This is a genomic window from Tepidimonas taiwanensis (genome assembly GCF_020162115.1).
In the GTDB taxonomy this organism is placed as follows: domain Bacteria; phylum Pseudomonadota; class Gammaproteobacteria; order Burkholderiales; family Burkholderiaceae_C; genus Tepidimonas; species Tepidimonas taiwanensis.
The window spans coordinates 2,885,942-2,902,374 of the sequence record NZ_CP083911.1; the positions used below are offsets into that span (position 1 = coordinate 2,885,942).

Annotated in this window: 14 protein-coding genes; 7 read left to right on the forward strand and 7 right to left on the reverse strand. The window is 72.7% G+C overall.

What is annotated here, in order from left to right; all coding sequences use genetic code 11:
- Positions 1 to 86: 86 nt before the first annotated feature.
- Positions 87 to 653 (forward strand): hypothetical protein, encoded by a 567-nt coding sequence (locus LCC91_RS13690; RefSeq protein ID WP_143898223.1) that lies wholly within the window; start codon positions 87 to 89, stop codon positions 651 to 653.
- On the opposite strand, the gene LCC91_RS13695 is transcribed toward LCC91_RS13690, so the two are convergent.
- From LCC91_RS13695 to LCC91_RS13705, 3 genes are all read right to left on the reverse strand, one after another.
- Positions 654 to 962: a type II toxin-antitoxin system RelE/ParE family toxin gene (locus tag LCC91_RS13695; protein ID WP_043701012.1), complete on the reverse strand. Its 309-nt coding sequence runs from the start codon at positions 960 to 962 to the stop codon at positions 654 to 656. It lies immediately after the preceding gene.
- The gene (locus LCC91_RS13700; protein WP_043701014.1) at positions 959 to 1,228 is read right to left on the reverse strand and encodes a ribbon-helix-helix domain-containing protein; all 270 of its coding nucleotides are present in this window, start codon (positions 1,226 to 1,228) and stop codon (positions 959 to 961) included. Before LCC91_RS13700 ends, LCC91_RS13695 begins: the two co-directional genes overlap by 4 nt.
- A gap of 402 nt (positions 1,229 to 1,630) precedes the next feature.
- Positions 1,631 to 2,983: a glutamine synthetase family protein gene (locus tag LCC91_RS13705; RefSeq protein ID WP_052231572.1), complete on the reverse strand. Its 1,353-nt coding sequence runs from the start codon at positions 2,981 to 2,983 to the stop codon at positions 1,631 to 1,633.
- Positions 2,984 to 3,140: 157 nt separating this feature from the next.
- Here LCC91_RS13705 and LCC91_RS13710 point away from each other — a divergent pair, with 157 nt between their 5' ends.
- Positions 3,141 to 4,340 (forward strand): threonine ammonia-lyase, encoded by a 1,200-nt coding sequence (locus LCC91_RS13710; RefSeq protein WP_043701017.1) that lies wholly within the window; start codon positions 3,141 to 3,143, stop codon positions 4,338 to 4,340.
- A gap of 17 nt (positions 4,341 to 4,357) precedes the next feature.
- Here the strand turns inward: LCC91_RS13710 and LCC91_RS13715 are convergent, their stop codons facing one another.
- Entirely contained in the window at positions 4,358 to 5,176 is an 819-nt protein-coding gene (locus LCC91_RS13715; RefSeq protein ID WP_043701019.1) for a TIGR00266 family protein, read from the reverse strand.
- A 69-nt stretch (positions 5,177 to 5,245) separates the two neighbouring features.
- Positions 5,246 to 5,818, reverse strand: coding sequence for an RNA 2',3'-cyclic phosphodiesterase (gene thpR, locus LCC91_RS13720; RefSeq protein WP_399206006.1), 573 nt, complete (start codon positions 5,816 to 5,818; stop codon positions 5,246 to 5,248).
- Between the two features lie 31 nt (positions 5,819 to 5,849).
- On the opposite strand from thpR, the gene LCC91_RS13725 reads away from it, so the two are divergent.
- The 4 genes from LCC91_RS13725 to pdeM are packed head-to-tail and all read left to right on the forward strand — an operon-like array spanning position 5,850 to position 11,999.
- Positions 5,850 to 6,917, forward strand: coding sequence for a ligase-associated DNA damage response exonuclease (locus LCC91_RS13725; RefSeq protein WP_143898225.1), 1,068 nt, complete (start codon positions 5,850 to 5,852; stop codon positions 6,915 to 6,917).
- Positions 6,914 to 8,728: a cisplatin damage response ATP-dependent DNA ligase gene (locus LCC91_RS13730; protein ID WP_224440961.1), complete on the forward strand. Its 1,815-nt coding sequence runs from the start codon at positions 6,914 to 6,916 to the stop codon at positions 8,726 to 8,728. The genes LCC91_RS13725 and LCC91_RS13730 overlap by 4 nt, the downstream gene beginning before the upstream one ends.
- Positions 8,725 to 11,250, forward strand: coding sequence for a ligase-associated DNA damage response DEXH box helicase (locus LCC91_RS13735; protein WP_082007580.1), 2,526 nt, complete (start codon positions 8,725 to 8,727; stop codon positions 11,248 to 11,250). Before LCC91_RS13730 ends, LCC91_RS13735 begins: the two co-directional genes overlap by 4 nt.
- An 11-nt stretch (positions 11,251 to 11,261) precedes the next feature.
- The gene (gene pdeM, locus LCC91_RS13740) at positions 11,262 to 11,999 is read left to right on the forward strand and encodes a ligase-associated DNA damage response endonuclease PdeM (RefSeq protein ID WP_052231574.1); all 738 of its coding nucleotides are present in this window, start codon (positions 11,262 to 11,264) and stop codon (positions 11,997 to 11,999) included.
- Between the two features lie 13 nt (positions 12,000 to 12,012).
- Here the strand turns inward: pdeM and LCC91_RS13745 are convergent, their stop codons facing one another.
- Positions 12,013 to 12,747 carry an SPOR domain-containing protein gene (locus LCC91_RS13745; protein WP_043701027.1) on the reverse strand — a complete coding sequence of 245 codons (735 nt, stop codon included), beginning with the start codon at positions 12,745 to 12,747 and terminating at the stop codon, positions 12,013 to 12,015.
- Positions 12,741 to 13,577, reverse strand: coding sequence for a biotin--[acetyl-CoA-carboxylase] ligase (locus LCC91_RS13750; protein WP_082007581.1), 837 nt, complete (start codon positions 13,575 to 13,577; stop codon positions 12,741 to 12,743). The genes LCC91_RS13745 and LCC91_RS13750 overlap by 7 nt, the downstream gene beginning before the upstream one ends.
- Positions 13,578 to 13,734: 157 nt before the next feature.
- On the opposite strand from LCC91_RS13750, the gene LCC91_RS13755 reads away from it, so the two are divergent.
- Positions 13,735 to 16,428 carry a DNA topoisomerase III gene (locus LCC91_RS13755; protein ID WP_082007582.1) on the forward strand — a complete coding sequence of 898 codons (2,694 nt, stop codon included), beginning with the start codon at positions 13,735 to 13,737 and terminating at the stop codon, positions 16,426 to 16,428.
- The last annotated feature ends 5 nt before the right edge of the window (positions 16,429 to 16,433 follow it).

A 16,433-nucleotide genomic window follows, 5' to 3' on the forward strand; every position in this document is an offset into this window, starting at 1 on the left:
ACCAGACCAGTGCGGTAGAGTTTGACTGCTGACGAGGCGGCCAGACCGGTACCGGCCCGTGCAGTTTGGTTGTGGCTTATACCTCGTTGGACAAGACTGCCCTTGGCATTCACGGGATCGAGCGTAGAGTCCAGCAGGAGCGCTGCACCGACATGCGCGTCTTCGTCGACACCGAGTTCACGGACTTCGAGCAGCCGCGCCTCATCTCGGTGGGGCTGGTGGCCGAGGACGGGCGCACCGGCTACTGGGAGCTTGCCGACGGCTGGCGGCGCGAGCAGTGCTCGGCGTTCGTGGTGGAAGACGTCTTGCCGCTGCTGGACGGCACAGGCATGCCCCGAGCGCATGCCGGGCCGGCCATCGCGGCGTGGCTGGGATCAGCGGGGGAGGGCAGCGTCCACGGCGTGACGCTGATTGCCGACACCGACACCGATCTTCGGCTGCTGACCGACCTCGTGCGGCCGCACTGGCGGGGTCCAGGCGCGCTCGACGCGCAGCGCCTGCAGTGGCCGGCCAACGCGATGGCCGCGCGCTTTGAAGACCTGCTCAAGGCGTTGCTCGAGAACGAGCCGCGTCGCCATCATGCGCTCGTCGATGCGCGGGCGCTGCAGCGCGCGGTGCTGCAGACCGAGGCGGAGTTTCGGGCAAGAAGGTAGCTACTGGTCGTCCTGTAGCAAGGTCTCGTAGTCCTGACCGCCGTAGAAAATCCCGAGAACGGAGACCGTGTCTTCCTCCACCGTGAAGGCAATCACCGTGCGCTTTTTGTAGTGGGTGGTCCGCAAGCCGGGGCGGATGTCGTCGCGCATGTTGCCGCGATGGGGAAAGGTCCGCAGGCTCTCGCAATGGCTGACGATGCCCTCGGTGTAGCGCGCCGCGGTGTCGGGCGAGGCCGCTTCGGCGATGTAGCGGTACAGCGCTGTAAGTTGCTCCATCGCCTCCGGGCTGAACACAACCCGGTAGCTCATCGCGCTTTGGCGTGTTCAGCGGCCAGCCGGGCGCGTACCTGGTCGGCACTGAGCGCGCGGCCCGGGTCGGCCTTCAGCGCATCGTAGGCCGGGCCTACCTGACTGTTCAGCCAGCTTTCCACCGCGCGGTCGCGCGCCAACAGCGCCCGCAGGCCCTCGCGGATCACTTCGCTTTCGCTGGCGTACTCGCCGCTGCGCACCTTGGTTTTCACCACATCGGCCATCTTCTTGGGCAGGGTGATGCTCAGCTGCTGGGTGGTTCGCATGGCGGGATCCTTGAACGTAATATGATCTAATCGTACTAAAGCAGCCGAGGTGTGTCCAGTGGGCGAGCGACCAAGTCAGTCATCGGTTCCTTCCTGCGTTGGTGAAGTGTCGTCACCCCGACCCTACCGGTGAACCCATGCCCTATGACGGAGGATGTGTATCCACGCCATGGCGGACACGATTACACGTGAGGCGTTTGGCTTCATCACCAAACATCAGCTGATCGAGATCGAGCACGCGCTGTCCCTCTGGCTTGGGATTGCTGATTGAGGCAGGCGTTCAGGAAAAAACCCGGGCACTGGACGCGATAACGCTGTAAATGGAAACGCGATCGACCGCGAGACCCTGGTAATACTGGGGCTGGGTACCCAGTCGGTATGCCGCCGGCGTGGCGCTTGTGCTCACACGTTGAGCAGCAGATAGCGCCGCTCCCACGGGCTGATGACGTCGAAGTACTCGCGGTACTCGGCTTCCTTGATGGCCGCGTAGGTGCGCAGGAAGTGTTCGCCGAACAGCTCGGCCAGCGGCGCGCAGGCCAGCAGCCGCTCGATCGCGTCGTCCAGGTGCCGCGGCAGCTGGTGCGGCTGTTCGTAGGCGCTGCCGGTCAGCGGCTCGCTCGGTTGCCGCCGCTCGCGCATGCCCAGGTAGCCGCAGGCCAGGCTGGCGGCGATCGCCAGATACGGGTTGACGTCGACGCCGGCGAGGCGGTTTTCCACGCGCCGGGCCTCCGGCGGGGAGTGCGGCACGCGCAGGCCGCAGGTGCGGTTGTCGTAGCCCCAGCTCAGGTTGATCGGTGCCGCGGTGTAGCGCGACAGCCGCCGGTAGCTGTTGACGTAGGGCGCAAAGAACGCGATCGCCGCGGGCAGGTACGCCTGAAGCCCGCCGATGAAGTGGAAGAACGCGGGCGATGGCGAGCCGTCCGCCTCGCTGAAGATATTGCGGCCGCTGGCGCGGTCGAGCACGCTCTGGTGGATGTGCATGGCGCTGCCGGGCTGTCCCTGCATCGGTTTGGCCATGAAGGTGGCGTACATGCCGTGGCGGATCGCCACCTCGCGCACCGTGCGCTTGAAGAGGAACACCTGATCCGCGAGAGCCAGCGGCTCGCCGTGGTCGAGGTTGATCTCCATCTGCGCCGTGCCCATCTCGTGGATGAGCGTGTCGAGCTTGAGGCCCTGCGCCTCGCACCAGTCGTAGATCACGTCGAAGATGTCGTCGTACTCGTTGACGGCGTCGATGGAAAAGCTCTGCATGCCGGCTTCGGTGCGGCGCGTGCGGCCCACCGGGGGCTTCAGCGGGATGTCCTCGTCCGGCTCGATCTCGACGAGGTAGAACTCCATCTCGGGCGCGACGATGGGCTGCAGGCCGTCGCGCTCGTAAAACGACAGGATGCGCCGCAGCACGTTGCGCGGGGCGAGCTCGGCCGCGCGGCCGTCGAAGTGCACGCAGTCGTGGATGATCTGCGCGGTCGGCTCCTTGGCCCACGGCACCAGGCGCAGCGTCGACGCATCGGGCACGAGCCGCATGTCCGGATCGGCCACCGGGGTGAAGTCCTGCTCCGGGTAGTCGCCGGTGACGGTCATCGTCAGCACCGCTTCCGGCAGGCGCAGACCGGCGGCGGGGTCGTATTTGTGGCGCGGCACGATCTTGCCGCGCGCCTGGCCGGTCATGTCCGGGATCAGGCACTCGACCTCGGTGATGCGGTGCTCGTCGAGCCAGCGCTGGATGGTGGCGGCAGTGGTGGTGGAGTCGTTCATGGTGACGGCGCGAGTCAGAGGGCGTCAGTGTGCCGCAGCTGCGGGTGGCCGACGGTGCCAGCGCGGCCGGCGCGGGGCGAACCATTCGGCGACTCGCGGCGACAATCGGGGCCATCGCGTTAGCCCGCAGGCACACAAAGGAGGCACACAGAGGATCATGGTGACGTTGTCGGACATCGAGGCGGCCGCGGCGCGGCTGGCGGGGCAGGTGCTCGAGACCCCGTGTCTGGAATCGCGCACGCTGTCGCAGATCACCGGTGCGCAGATTTTCCTGAAGTTCGAAAACCTGCAGTACACCGCGTCGTTCAAGGAGCGCGGGGCGTGCAACAAGCTGTCGTTGCTGACCGCGGAAGAGCGGGCGCGCGGGGTGATCGCGATGTCCGCGGGCAACCACGCGCAGGGGGTGGCGTACCACGCGCAGCGGCTGGGGCTGCGCGCGGTGATCGTGATGCCGCGTTTCACGCCGGGCGTCAAGGTCGAGCGCACGCGCGGCTTCGGCGCGGAGGTGGTGCTGCACGGCGACACGCTGGAGGAGGCGCGCGCCCACGCGCGCGCGCTCGCGGCCGAGCAGGGGCTGACCTTCGTGCACCCGTATGACGACGACGCGGTCATTGCCGGGCAGGGCACGATCGGGTTGGAGATGCTGCGCGCGCAGCCGGATCTGGAGGTGCTGGCGATCGCCGTCGGCGGCGGCGGGCTGATCGGCGGGGTGGCGGCGGCGGCGAAGGCGCTCAAGCCCGGCATCGAGGTCGTGGGCGTGCAGACGCGGCGCTTTCCGGCGATGGTCAACGCCGTCACGGGCAGCCACTGGCCGCAGGGGGCCAACACCATCGCCGAAGGCATCGCCGTGGGCAGCCCGGGCGAGCGCAACCTGGCGCTGGCGCGCCGCTACGTGGACGACTGGCTGCTGGTGGACGAGGAGGACATCGAGCAGGCGATCGTGATGCTGCTCGAAATCGAAAAGACGCTCGTCGAAGGCGCGGGCGCCGCGGGGCTGGCCGCGGTGCTGCGGCACCCGGCGCGCTTTGCCGGCCGCAAGGTCGGGCTGGTACTGTGCGGCGGCAACATCGACCCGCTGCTGCTTGCCTCCATCATCGAGCGCGGCATGGTGCGCGCGGGGCGGCTGGTGCGGCTGGTGGTCAACACGCGCGACCTGCCGGGGCAGCTCGCGCGCATCGCCGCGATCGTCGCCGAGGCCGGCACCAATATCGACCAGGTGCACCACCAGCGGGCCTTCACGCTGCTGGCGGCGCAGAGCGTCGAGATCGAACTGGTGCTGCAGACGCGCGGGCCGGCGCATGTGCAGCAGGTGCTGCAGGCGCTGCGCGACGCGGGCTTCGACGTCGCGCAGCGTTGAGGCGGCCGGCGCGGGGGTCAGTCGTCCCCGCCGTCGCCGCCGATGAGGCCGCCGAGCAGCCCGCCGGCGGCAAAGCCGCCCAGCACCGAGCCTTCCTCGCGCCGACCGCCCAGCTGCGGCGCGGCGGCAAAGACGCGCGACGCCAGGCGCGAGAACGGCAGGCTCTGCAGCCACACCTGGCCGGGGCCGCGCAGGCACGCGAGGAACAGCCCCTCACCGCCGAAGAGCGCGGTCTTGATCTTGCCGACGTATTCGATGTCGAAATCGACCTCGGGCGAGTAGGCGACGACGCAGCCCGTGTCCACGCGCAGCGTCTGGCCCGGTGCGAGCTCGCGCCGCACGACGGTACCGCCGGCGTGCACGAACGCGAGGCCGTCGCCCTCCAGCCGCTGCATGATGAAGCCCTCGCCGCCGAAGAACCCGACCGACAGCCGCCGCTGCAGTGCGATGCCGAGGCTCACCCCCCGGGCCGCGCACAGAAAGCTGTCCTTCTGACAGATGAGCGTGCCTCCCAGCGCGCGCAGGTCCATCGGCAGGATCTTGCCGGGGTACGGCGCGGCGAAGGCCACGCGCCGCTTGCCCGACGCCTGGTTGGTGTAGACCGTGGTGAACAGCGACTCGCCGGTGATCAGCCGCTTGCCTGCGCCGAGGAGCTTGCCGAAAAAGCCGCCCTGCTGCGCGCTGCCGTCGCCGAACACGGTGTCCATGACGACGCCGTCGTCCATGAACATCAGGCTGCCCGCCTCCCCGATCGCGGCCTCGCCCGGGTCGAGTTCCAGCTCGACGAACTGCATCTCCGCGCCGCGGATGTCGTAATCGATGACGTCCTTGCCCATGGTGAAACTTCCTGTTGGTGTGGGGAAAACGCGGTGCGATGGTAGCGCGGGTCGGGATTGGGTTGCCCGTCACGGGCCAGTCGCCGGATAGCGGGCCACGATGGTGTAGCGGGGCGCGGGTTCCCCGGTCGAGCGTGCGAGGACATACTCCCGCACCGGCCACACGATGGGCGAGCCGCCGGCGGGGCACTGCGCCCCATCCGCTCGCCGTGCCAGGGTCACGTGGGGTCGCAGCGGCCACGTCTCGACCGGCAGGGCCAGCGCGCGCAGCGCGTGCGCCAGCCGCCGGTGCAGCGCGGCCAGCGGTGGCGCGGCGCGGGCGCTGGCCAGTACCGCCAGCCCGTGGGGCCAGCACGCGGGGCCTTCGAGCGTCCAGCGGAACGGGGTGAACGGGACTGCGAGCCCCGCCTGCAATGCCGGCAGTCGCGCCAGCGGCACGGCCCCCAGGAAGTGCAGCGTCACGTGCCAGTCGTCCGGCGCGTACGGGCGCACCCCGGGCGGCCAGTGCCAGCGCGCGGCCGCCGCGGCGATCGCTTGCCGGGTCATGGCGTCGGGCCACAGGGCCAGGAAAAGGCGCGCCGTCGCGGGCGCATCGGCGGTTGCGGGTGTCACGGCCCGGGCAATATACCCTGCTGGACACACACCCCGGCCGCGGTGGCTACACTGCGCGCCGATGGCTGGCGAGCAGGCACTCGTGGAGGTGCGGCCCGAGGGGTTGTACTGCCCGGCGGGGGATTTCCACATCGACCCATGGCGGCCCGTGGCGCGCGCCGTGATCACCCACGCGCACGCCGACCACGCGCGCCGGGGGCACGGGGCGTATCTCGCGCACGCGGCCGCCGCCGGCGTGTTGCGCGCGCGGCTGGGCGACGGCATCGCCCTGCAGACGGTGGGCTACGGCGAGCCGCTGACGGTGGGCGGCTTGCGCGTCTCGCTGCACCCCGCGGGGCATGTGCTGGGCTCGGCGCAGGTCCGGCTGGAGCACCGCGGCGAGGTCTGGGTCGTCTCCGGCGACTACAAGCTCGAGGCCGACCCCACCTGCACGCCGTTCGAGCCGGTGCGCTGCCACACCTTCATCACCGAATCGACCTTCGGCCTGCCCATCTACCGCTGGCCGCGGGCGGACGGGGTGTTGGCCGACATCGCCGCCTGGTGGCAGGCGAACGCCGCGGCGGGGCGGGCCAGCGTGCTCTATGCCTACGCGTTTGGCAAGGCGCAGCGGCTGCTGGCCGGGCTGCGCGGACGGGGCGTGGGGCCGATCATCGTGCACGGCGCGGTGCACACGGTCAACGAGGCCTACCGCGCCGCCGGGGTGGCGTTGGCCGAGACGCGGCGCGTCGCCGATGGCCTCGCGGCCGCCGAGGCGCGGCGCGCGCTCGTGGTGGCACCGCCGTCGGCGCGCGGCACGCCGTGGCTGCGCCGCTTCGGTGCCCACGCCGACGCGATGGTCAGCGGCTGGATGCAGGTGCGCGGCGCACGCCGCCGCCGTGGTGTGGACCGCGGGTTCGTGCTGTCCGACCACGCCGACTGGCCGGGCCTGCTGCGGGCGGTGCGCGCCTGCGGGGCCTCGCGCGTGCTCGTCACCCACGGGTACGTGCCGGAGCTGGTGCGTTACCTGGCCGAACAGGGCTGGCAGGCCGACGCGCTGCGGGCGCCGTACGGCGATGAAGCGGGCGATGAAGCGGGCGAGGAGGAAGGCGAAGCGGTGGTGGCCGACGGCCCCGCGGAGGGCGGGGCATGAGGGACTTCGCCGCGCTGTACCGCGCACTCGACGCCAGCACCGCCACCGGCGACAAGCGCGCTGCGCTGGAGGCGTATTTCCGCGCCGCGGACGCCGCCGACGCCGCCTGGGCGGTGTATCTGCTCGCCGGCGGCAAGCCGCGCCAGATCGTGCCCACGCGCTGGCTGCGGGCACAGGCGTGCGCGGCCGCCGGTGTGCCGGACTGGCTGTTCGAGGCCTGCTATGCGGCGGTGGGCGATCTGGCGGAAACCATCGCGCTGCTGCTACCGCCGCCCGCCGACCCACGGCCGCAGGGCCTCGCGGCGTGGATGGCGGCGGTGCTGGCGCTGCGGGGCCTGCCGGAGGACGCACGCGCGACGGCGCTGCACGCGCAGTGGCAGGCGCTGACGGTGGAGGAGCGGCTGCTGCACGGCAAGCTCATCACCGGCGGCTGGCGGGTGGGGGTGTCGCGCCAGCTGGTGACGCAGGCGCTGGCGGCGGTGGCCGCGTTGCCGGTGGCGCTGCTGGCGCAGCGGCTGATGGGCTACACGCGTGCCGATGCCCGGCCCGGTGCGGCGGATTACCGGGCGCTGCTGGCGCCCGCGCCGCGGGCCGCAGCCGTTTCCTTCTCAGCGACTGCGTCGGCGGATACAGGGGCGGATGAAGAGACGCATGAAGGGGCGGATGCCGGAATTGAAGCGCCCAGCCACTTATCGTCTGGTTCGATGCCGTACGGCGAAGCGGCCGAGCGCGGCGCGGCGGTCGTCTGCGAAAGCGACGCCTGGCCCTACCCGTTTTTTCTCGCGCATCCGCTGCCGGCGGCGCTGCCGGACCCGGCCGCCGTGCTGGGCGAGCCGGACGCGTGGCTGGTCGAATGGAAGTGGGATGGCATCCGCGCCCAGCTCGTGCGCCGCCATGGGGTGGCGCTGTGGACACGCGGCGAGGAGCTGGTGACGGACCGCTATCCGGAGCTGGTGGCGCTGGGCGAGCGGTTGCCACCGGGCACGGTGCTGGATGGCGAAATCGTCGTGGTGGCGGACGACACGGTGCAACCGTTTGCGGCGCTGCAGCGGCGCATCGGTCGCCGGCGCGTGAGCGCCGCCCTGCTGCGCGAGCTGCCGGTGGCGCTGATCGCGTACGACCTGCTGGAGTGGCAGGGCCGCGACCTGCGCGACGAACCGCAGTGGCAGCGGCGCGAGCGCCTGCAGGCGCTGGTCGCGGCCGTGCCAGACCCGGCGCTGCGCGTCAGCCCCCTGCTGCCACCCGTTCCGGGCGACGGCTGGGCCGCGCTGGACGCGCAGCGCCGAGCGGCGCGCGCCCACGGGGCCGAGGGGCTGATGCTCAAACAGCGTGACGCCCGCTATGGCATTGGCCGCACGCGCACCCGCGGGGTGTGGTGGAAGTGGAAGGCCGACCCCTACACCGTCGACGCGGTGCTGGTCTATGCGCAAAAAGGGCATGGGCGGCGCGCGGGGCTGTATTCGGACTACACGTTTGCGCTCTGGAGCCACCCGAGCGGCCATCCCGCGCGGCAGCTCGTGCCGTTTGCGAAGGCGTATTCGGGCCTGAGCGACGCCGAAATGGCCCGGGTGGACGCGATCATCCGCCGCACGACGCGCGAGCGCTTCGGGCCGGTGTGCGCGGTCGCGCCCACGCTGGTGTTCGAGCTGGGCTTCGAGGGCGTGGCGCGCAGCGCGCGCCACAAAAGCGGCGTGGCGGTGCGCTTTCCGCGCATGCTGCGCTGGCGCACCGACAAACCGGTCGAGGAGGCCGACTCCCTGGCCACGCTGCTCGCGCTGGTGGAGCCGCCGGGGCCGGAGGGGGCGCGATGAGGGGGCGGTCGGTGCCCGCGGCCGCCGAAGCCGCCGAGCGTTGGATGCGCGCGCAGGGCTGGACGCCGCTCCCGTTTCAGCGCGAGACCTGGGCGGCGATCGCTGCGGGCGAGAGCGGCCTGCTGCACGCGAGCACCGGCGCGGGCAAGACCTACGCGGTGTGGCTGGGCCTGCTGCAGCGCCACGCCGGCCGCGCGGCGGCCGAGGAGCAACGCCAGATGGGGCCACGGGTGTTGTGGATCACGCCGCTGCGGGCGCTGGCGGCCGACACCGCGGCGTCGCTGCAGGCGCCGCTGGCTGCACTGGCCCCGCACTGGCGGCTGGCGGTGCGCACCGGCGACACGCCGTCCCCAGAGCGCGCCGCGCAGGCGCGCCGCTGGCCGCACGCGATGGTGACCACGCCGGAGAGCCTGAGCCTGCTGCTGGCGCGCGCGGACGCACCGCAGTGCCTGGCGGGCGTGGCTGCGGTGGTGGTCGACGAGTGGCACGAGCTGCTGGGCAACAAGCGCGGGGTGCAGGTGCAGCTCGCGCTGGCGCGGCTGCGGCGCTGGTGCCCGGGGTTGCAGGTGTGGGGGCTGTCGGCGACGCTGGCCAATTTGGACGAGGCGGCCGCGGCGCTGCTGGGCCCGGCGCGTGCGGCGACCGCGCGCGTGCTGCGCGCCGGGGTCGACAAGGTCGTGACCGTCGACACGCTGCTGCCCGCGCGGGTGGAGCGGTTTTCGTGGGCGGGGCACCTGGGCGCGTCGATGGTGCCGGCGGTGGCCGCGGCGCTGGACGGGTGCCGCAGCGCGCTGGTGTTCACGAACACGCGCTCGCAGACCGAGTGGTGGTACCAGGCGCTGCTGCAGGCCCGGCCGGACTGGGCCGGTGCGATTGCGCTGCACCACGGCTCGCTCGACCCGGCCGTGCGCACGTGGGTGGAGCAGGGTGTCAAATCCGCCCGGTTGCGCGTGGTCGTCTGCACCGCCAGCCTGGACCTGGGGGTGGACTTCGCGCCGGTGGAGCGGGTGCTGCACATCGGCTCGCCGAAGGCGGTGGCGCGGCTGGTGCAGCGCGCCGGGCGCAGCGGCCACGCGCCGGGGCAGCAGTCGCGCGTGACGCTGGTGCCCACGCACGCGCTGGAGCTGCTGGAGGCGGCCGCCGCGCGCGACGCGCTGCAGGCCGGGCGCATCGAGGCGCGCCCGTCGCCGCAGGCGCCGCTGGACGTGCTGGTGCAGCACGTGGTGACGGTCGCGCTGGGCGGGGGCTTCGTGCCACAGGCACTACTTGCCGAGGTGCGCGACACGCACGCCTACGCGACGCTGTCGGACGAGGATTGGCGCTGGTGCCTGGACTTCGTGCGGCACGGTGGCCCGTCGCTGCAGACGTATCCCGAATACCGCCGCGTGGGGCCGGATGCCGACGGCGTGTGGCGCGTGCCCGACGCGCGGTTCGCGCGCCGCCACCGCCTCAACATCGGCACCATCGTCGCCGACGCGCAGCTGGAGGTGCGCTTTCTCAACGGGGCGCGGCTCGGCACCGTGGAGGAAGCGTTCATCGCGCGCCTGCAGCCGGGGGAGCGCTTCGCCTTTGCCGGGCGCACGCTGGAGCTGGTACGGCTGCGCGACCTCACCGCCTGGGTGCGCGATGCGCGCGGCGCGCCGCCGCGGGTGCCGCGCTGGCAGGGCGGGCAGCTGCCGCTGTCGGGGACGCTGGCGGAGGCGATGCTGCAGCGCCTCGCGCGCGCCGAGCAGGGGGATCACGAGGGGCCGGAGATGACCGCGCTGGCGCCGCTGCTGGCGCTGCAGGCGCGCTGGTCGCGGCTGCCCACGCCCGGGCGGCTGCTGGCCGAGGTCTGGCACGACCGCGAGGGCTGCCACCTGTTCCTCTACCCGTTCGCGGGGCGCGACGTGCACCTGGGGCTGGCGCACTGGCTGGCCTGGCGCGTCGCGCAGGAGGCGCCGCGGACGTTTTCGATGGCTGTCAACGATATCGGGTTGACGCTGCTGTGTGTCGAGCCGATCGACTGGGCGGCGGGGCTCGCGGCGTGGCTGCGGGCGCCGCCACAGGAAGTGCTGGAGACGGAGTTGCTCGCCAGCCTGAACGCCGCGGAGCTGGCGCAGCGGCGCTTTCGCGAAATCGCGCGCGTGGCGGGCCTGATCGCGCAGGGCCACCCGGGTGAGCGGCGCAGCCAGCGCCAGTGGCAGGCGTCGGCCGCGCTGTTTTGGGACGTCTTCCAGCGCTACGACCCGCACAACCGCCTGCTGCAGCAGGCGCGCGCCGAGGTGCTGGCCCAGGTGCTCGATGTGCAGCGCCTGCACGCGACGCTGCAGCGCATGGCGGTGCAGACGCTGTACGTGGCTGCGCCGCCGCACCCGACGCCGCTGGCGTTTGCGCTGCTCGTGGAGCGCTGGCGCGAGCGGCTGTCCAGCGAGACGCTCGCGCAGCGGCTGCAGCGCTGGGTCGCGCGGCTGGACCGCGCCGCTGATGCGCCGACCCGCCCGCGCCGCCGGGCCGCGCCGATGGCGGGGGCCGACGCATGAGGGCGGTGCCGATGCGGGGGGCACGCTTGCTTGCGGTGCCCGCCAGCGGCGATACCGCGCGGCTGTGGCTGCTGCCCCAGCGCGCCGCCTGGTGGCCCGACGGGGAGACCCTCTTCGTCGCCGACGTGCACCTGGGCAAGGCGGCCGCGTTTCGCGCCGCGGGGCTGGCCGTGCCCGGTGGCACGACCGCGGACAACCTGCAGCGGCTCAGCGCGCTCGTCGAGGCGCTGGGCGCGCGCCGTCTCGTGGTGCTGGGGGACTGGCTGCACGCGCGCGCGTCGCTGACCCCCGCGGTACAGCAGGCGGTGGCGGCATGGCGCGCGCGGCACGCGGCGCTCGCGTGCGTGCTGGTGCGTGGCAACCACGACGACCACGCGGGCGACCCGCCTGCGTCGTGGGGGTTTACGGTGGTGTCGGAGCCGTGGCCGCTCGGGCCGTGGGAGTGCCGCCACACGCCGCCCGACGGGTTGGACGCCGCTGCGGGCCCCGACCCAGACCCGCGGGCGCAGCGGCCCGTGCTGTGCGGGCATCGCCACCCGGTATGCGTCGTGCGGGCGCCGGGGCGTGACCGGCTGCGCCTGCCGTGTTTTGCGCTCGACGGGCCGGTGCTGTGCCTGCCCGCCTTCGGGGCCTGGACCGGCGGGCACCCGGTGCCCGCGGCGCCGGGCGTGCAGCGCTGGGCGATCGCCGACGACACGCTGTGGCCGCTGGAGGGGCCGGTCGCGCCGTGGCGGGCGCTGGAGCCCTGAACGACGGTGACCGTTATGGGCAGGCGGCCAGGCCACGCCCGGCAGCGCCGAGCGCGGCCCGCAGCCGCTCGTGCTCGGCGGCGGTGAGGTCGGGCCAGCGCAGCGTCAGCACACGCGTTTCGGCGCGCTCCTGCACGACGCGGGCGTCGCGCACCCCTTGGCGCTGGGCGTCGGCCAGCGCCTTGCGGGCCGCGTCTTCGGTGGAATACGTGCCCAGCGCCAGGCCGGGGGCGAGCGCCGGCACGTTGACCTCGCGCTGGTCGATGCCGGCGGCGCGCAGCTCCGCGCGGCGGCGTTGCAGCGCGTCGGCGCTGGCGAACTTGCCGAGGTAGACGATCCAGCGCGCCGGCAGCGTGCCGGCCTGCTCGGTGTGGCGGCCGCGCAGGTCGGCGTTGCGGTCCGCAGCACGCAGCGCCGCGGCGGCCTGGTCCGGGGGCAGCGCGGCGAGTTGCCAGCAGCGCCGCGGCTCCGGCGCGGGCGTCGGTGCGGCAGCGGTCGTCGCGTCGCCGGCGTTGGGCGACGCCTCGGGCGGCGGGCCCGCGTCGGACGGCGCGTCCGCCGGGGGCGGTGGGGGCGCACTGCCCGGCGGGTTCAGCAGCCGCAGGCGGTGGGGCTCCACCTGTTGCGCCAGGCGCTGCGGTTCGCGCGCGCCGTCGTCGGCGGTCGGCGCGATGCCGAGCCACCCCTCGCGCCACGCCCACAGCGCGGCGTTGGCGAGCAGCAGCAAGACGACGAGTGCCCTCAGCATGGCCGCACGCTCACTTCGCCCTGGTGGACGTGGCGCACGCCGGCGGCACCGCGCACCCGCAGCGCCCCGTCGGGGGCCACACCGTCGGCCACACCCTCGCCCCCTTCGCTCAGGCGCACGCTGCGGCCGCGCAACGCGTCGCGCGCCGCGTACCGCGCCGCCCACGGCGCAAAGCCCTCGCGCTCGAACGCGGGCAGCGCGCGCAGCACCGCGGACGCGACAGAGGCCCAGGTGGCACCGAGCGCCGGGGCGGGCTGCCCCAGCGCATTGGCCACCTCGCGCAGGCCCACCGGTGGCAGCGCATCGGCGGGCGCGTCCGGGGGCAGCGCCGGTGTGGCCAGATTGAGGCCGATGCCGATCACCGCATACCGCTGCTCCGCGGTGGCGCCGTCCAAAGGCGCGGTCTCGATCAGGATGCCGCCGAGCTTGCGACCGTTCCACCACAGGTCGTTGGGCCACTTGAGCTGGACCGCGGACGACAGCGCCTCGGCCACCGCGACCCCGACCGCGAGCGACAGCCCGGACCAGTCCGCGGGCGCGAGCACCGCGCCGATGGAAAACGCGAGCGACGCACCGGGCAGCGTGACCCACGGGCGCCCGAGCCGCCCGCGTCCGGCGTGCTGGTGCACGGCGGCGAGCACCACCGGCTCGGTCTGCCTGGCGCGGGCACGGCGCATCAACTCGGCGTTGGTCGAGTCGATCACGGGCACCACCTCCACCGACAGCCCGGGCCACAGTGGCGCGGCCGCCTGCCACAGCGATTCGGCGCCGGCGTGCAGCTGCGCCAGCGCGGCGGAGGTGTCGGCATCGGTCAGTGTCGGTGTGGACATCGGTCGGTGACGGCGGGGCGGCGGGCCCGGGGGCGGCGCCGGACGGCAAAAACTTTGCTAAGGTAGTCACATGTGGGTGCGCAGGCGTGCGCGCGCGAGGGAGGGGCGGTTCACGTCCATCCGCGCGCACAGCGGCCACGCCCGGAGCATTGTAGAGATGAACGCCAACGCCAAAACCCTGGTCATCGCCGAAAAACCTTCCGTCGCGCTCGACATCGTGCGCGCACTCACCCCCGTGGCGGGCAAGTTCGAGAAACACGACGACCACTACGAAAACGACCGCTACATCGTCACCTCGGCGGTCGGGCACCTGCTCGAGATCGCCGCGCCCGAGGCCTACGACGTCAAGCGCGGCAAATGGAGCTTTGCCCACCTGCCGGTGATCCCGCCGCACTTCGAGCTCAAGCCCATCGACAAGACCAAGTCGCGCCTGAACGCCGTGGTCAAGCTGGCCAAGCGCAAGGACGTCGGGGCGCTGGTCAACGCCTGCGACGCCGGGCGCGAGGGGGAGCTGATCTTTCGCCTGATCGAGCAGTACGCCGGCGGCACCGACAAGGACGGGCGGCCCAAGCCGCTGGGCAAGCCCGTGTACCGGCTGTGGCTGCAGTCGATGACGCCGCAGGCGATCCGCGAGGGCTTCGAGCACCTGCGCAGCGACCAGGAGATGCGGCCGCTGGCCGACGCGGCGCGCAGCCGCTCCGAGGCGGACTGGCTGGTCGGCATCAACGGCACGCGGGCGATGACCGCGTTCAACAGCCGCGACGGGGGGTTTTTCCTCACCACGGTGGGGCGTGTGCAGACGCCGACGCTGGCCATCGTCGTCGAGCGCGAGGAGCAGATCCGGCGCTTCCAGCCGCGCGACTACTGGGAGGTGTACGCCACCTTTGCCGCGCAGGCCGGGACGTACGTCGGGCGCTGGTTCGACCCGGCGTGGCGCAAACCCAGCGGTGACGACGCCGACCCCGAGCGCAAGCCCGAGCGCCTGTGGACCGAGGCCGAGGCGCGCGCCATCGCCGACGCGGTGCGCGGCCGTTGGGCGGATGTGCGCGAGGAGTCCAAACCCACGACGCAGGCGTGCGGGCTGCTGTACGACCTCACCAGCCTGCAGCGCGAGGCCAACGGGCGCTTCGGCTTTTCGGCCAAGACGACGCTCGCGCTGGCGCAGAGCCTGTACGAAAAGCACAAGGCGCTGACCTACCCGCGGACCGACTCGCGCGCGCTGCCCGAGGACTACCTGGGCACGGTCAAGCACACGCTGGAAGCGCTGGCCGACGCGCCGCTGGCGCACCTGGCGCCGCACGCCCGCACCGCGCTGCAGCAGGGCTACGTGCGCCCCACCAAGCGCGTCTTCGACAACACCAAGGTCAGCGACCACTTCGCGATCATCCCCACGCCGCAGGTGCCGCACGGCTTGAGCGAAGCCGAGCAAAAGCTCTACGACCTGGTGGTGCGCCGCTTCATCGCGGTGTTCTTCCCCCCGGCGGAGTTTCTGGTCACGACGCGCATCACGCAGGTGCCGGTGGACGGCGCGACGCACCACTTCAAGACCGAAGGCAAGGTGCTGGTCAAGCCGGGCTGGATGGCGGTGTACGGCAAAGAGGCGGCCGAAGACTTCGAGGGCGCACGCGCCGGCGACAAGGGCCAGCCGCTCGTGCCGGTGCAGCCGGGCGAGCGCGTGCGCACCGAAGATGCGCGCGTCGACGCCAAGCAGACGCGTCCGCCCGCGCGCTTCAACGAAGCGACGCTGCTGGCCGCGATGGAGGGGGCCGGCAAGCTGGTGGACGACGAGGAACTGCGCAGCGCGATGGCCGACAAGGGGCTGGGCACGCCCGCCACGCGCGCGGCCATCATCGAAGGGCTGATCGCCGAGAAATACCTGCTGCGCGAGGGCCGCGAGCTGATCCCCACGCCCAAGGCCTTTCAGCTCATGACCCTGCTGCGCGGGCTGGGCGTGGAGGAGCTGACGCGGCCGGAGCTGACCGGCGAATGGGAGCACAAGCTGTCGCAGATGGAACGCGGGCAGCTCAGCCGCGAGGCCTTCATGCGCGAGATCGCCGCGATGACCGAGCGCATCGTGCGCAAGGCCAAGGAGTACGACCGCGACACCGTTCCCGGCGACTACGCGACGCTGCGCACGCCCTGCCCGCAGTGCGGCGGCGTCGTGAAGGAGACCTACCGCCGCTACGCCTGCACGGGCGCGGACGGTGCCGGGGCGGGGTGCGGCTTTTCGCTGCCCAAGGCCCCCGGTGGGCGCGTGCTGGCGGTGGAGGAGGTGGAAACCCTGCTGCGCGAGCACCGCATCGGGCCGCTGGAGGGCTTCCGCTCCAAGGCGGGCTGGCCATTCAGCGCCGAGCTGACCGTGGGGCCGGACGCCGACGGGCAGTGGAAGCTGGCGTTCGACTTCGGTGACGACGAGGAAGAGGCCACGGGGGAGCTCGCCGACTTGAGCGACCGCGAGCCGCTCGGGCCGTGTCCCAAATGCGGCAGCCCCGTCGTCGAGCACGGCGCACACTATGTATGCAGCCGCGCGGTACCGACCGTGCAGCAACCCACGCCCAGCTGCGACTTCAAGAGCGCGACGACCATCCTGCAGCAGCCGATTGCGCGGGAGCAGATGGCCAAGCTGCTCGCCACCGGTCGCACCGACTGGCTGGAGGGCTTCGTGTCCAACCGCACGCGCCGGCCGTTCAAGGCCGCCCTGGTGTGGGACGCCGACGCCGGCAAGGTCAACTTCGCGTTCGAGCCGCGCGAGGGCGGCGCCACCCCGCGGCGCGGCGCGGCGCGGACCACGGCGGCGCGTGCCGCGCCCGCGCGCACGGCAACGGCGCGGCGCAGCACCCGCAAATCCTGACCCCC